Below are 1,795 nucleotides of genomic sequence, written 5' to 3' on the forward strand. Positions count from 1 at the left end.
CCGTATGCTCGGTGGTGTGAGAGGCTCTCCCTGCTAGTTTCTAGTGGGGCAGTCTACTCGATTAGCAGTAGTGGTGCTGTTTTCGTCCGTCATTTCGATAGTTTCAAGATTTTAAATGCTCCTTGTCCAACGATAAAAAATACTATTGTCCCTACGATAAGGTCAGGGTATTTTGAGTTTGTCAAGTAAACAAGTCCGCCTGCTACAATTACTCCAAGATTTACAATTACGTCATTTGATGTGAAAATCATACTTGCTTGCATATGTGCTTCTTTGCTTTTACTTTTTTGCAGTAAATACAAACAAAGTCCGTTGCCAATTAGTGCAAGAATTGAAATAATTATCATTGTCTGAAATGCTGGAACTGTTTCAGTCCCAACAAATCGTCTGATAACTTCAATGAAACCGAAAACGGCAAGTGTCAATTGAAAATAACCTGCTGACTTTGCAATGTTCTTTTTTCTTGTCATTGTCCCGCCAACTGCAAAAAGTGCAAGTCCATAAACGATGCTGTCAGCAAGCATATCCATACTATCGGCTACAAGTCCCATCGAGTTTGAGATAAAACCTGTCGTAAGTTCAAGTGCAAAAAAGAAAAAATTAATGACTAAAACTTGCCAAAGCAATTGCTTTTCTCTGTCGGAGTTGTCGGTTACTGTTGTGTAATTGTCTGCTGTAACGCTGTCAATAAGTGAGGTGTCAAATTTTAAGTTGTCAAGACGATGAAAAATTTGGTCGTAGCTGTCGGTGTGAAAAACAGTCAATTGTCTGTTAGCAATGTCAAAGTCCAACGAGTTGATGTTTGTCAAGTCGGCAAGCTTCATCCGTATCATTTGCTCTTCGGATGGGCAGTCCATTTTGGATATTTTAAACGTTGTCTTTAGCATTACTTTTTCATTAGCAACAATTTTCTCCTGCTTGAATTGGTGGACATTTAACTGTCCCGTAACTACAATAAACACAACAGTCGCCTTGCAATGGTTTCAGTCGTGTTTTGCATTTTTCGCACTCGTAGAAATATACACAAGCGTCAGTCGGCATAATTTCAGTTTTTTTGTGTCCGCAGTCTGGACACGTCAAGGTTGATTGTGTTTCAACGGTTTTTCCGTTGTAAGTTGTGCAAGTGTCGCAAGTTCCGTTCATTTTGTTTCGTTTATAATTCCAAATTGTCGCTATGAGAAGTCCGAACATACCAACGTAAAGAAAATATGTCCAGTAGTCACTGTCGTTTATGTGATAAGCGTAAAAAATTAAAAGTCCGCTCGGAATAGCAACCATTAAAGGATACAAGCAACGGTGTCTGCGGTATGAAATGTAAAGTCCGCCAACTGATACTAAAACCATTGTTTGGAAAATCCACATTGTCCACCCACCGAAAAGTTCAAAGCTCCCAAGTCCAAGTGCAGAAGCTGCAAAAGCAAAAAGAGGAAAACAGCAAGGTGAAAATATTGCTGTCAAAAAAAGTCCTGCCGTGCCGAACTTGTCAATGTTGTCTTTAAGTTTAATTGCCATATTTCTTTAATAAATACTGTTTATTGAATTGTCTATCGTTGTCTGTTGGAGTCGTCCTACCATTACTGCTAACGGTTTCGGGCTTTGCGAAGGTGGCGATTTTTAGCACCGGACTTCATTCGAAACACCAAACTTCAAATTTACGAAAAACTGTCATACGAAGCACTGCACCGCCATCTTGCAAAACCGCTGTGTGTGCCCTGCATCCGCAGGACACACCCCGAAAGCTTTTCAAATAGTTCAAAAATACAAATTTGGATTACAAAAACTAATTTTCGGGGTG

At 39.7% G+C, this 1,795-nt stretch carries 2 protein-coding genes and 1 pseudogene; all 3 read right to left on the reverse strand.

Translation table 11 applies throughout. The features are described 5' to 3' along the window. Positions 1 to 89: 89 nt before the first annotated feature. On the reverse strand, positions 90 to 887 hold the full coding sequence (locus H601_RS0112945; protein ID WP_026711882.1) for a cation efflux transmembrane domain-containing protein: 798 nt from the start codon (positions 885 to 887) through the stop codon (positions 90 to 92). A 10-nt stretch (positions 888 to 897) separates the two neighbouring features. Then, on the reverse strand, positions 898 to 1,143 hold the full coding sequence (locus H601_RS16855) for a GDCCVxC domain-containing (seleno)protein (RefSeq protein WP_051220758.1): 246 nt from the start codon (positions 1,141 to 1,143) through the stop codon (positions 898 to 900). 21 nt (positions 1,144 to 1,164) lie between these two features. Next, a pseudogene (locus H601_RS16860) lies at positions 1,165 to 1,512 on the reverse strand (MerC domain-containing protein); the annotation flags it as partial. Positions 1,513 to 1,795 lie beyond the last annotated feature (283 nt).

Origin of the sequence: Flavobacterium filum DSM 17961 (genome assembly GCF_000425465.1) — a bacterium.
GTDB classification, from domain to species: domain Bacteria; phylum Bacteroidota; class Bacteroidia; order Flavobacteriales; family Flavobacteriaceae; genus Flavobacterium; species Flavobacterium filum.

What these genes read in the sequence shown, in the direction of transcription:
- H601_RS0112945 (WP_026711882.1), bottom strand. Translation starts at nt 887, where the DNA reads ATGCTAAAGACAACGTTTAAAATATCCAAAATGGACTGCCCATCCGAA.
- H601_RS16855 (WP_051220758.1), bottom strand. Translation starts at nt 1,143, where the DNA reads ATGAACGGAACTTGCGACACTTGCACAACTTACAACGGAAAAACCGTT.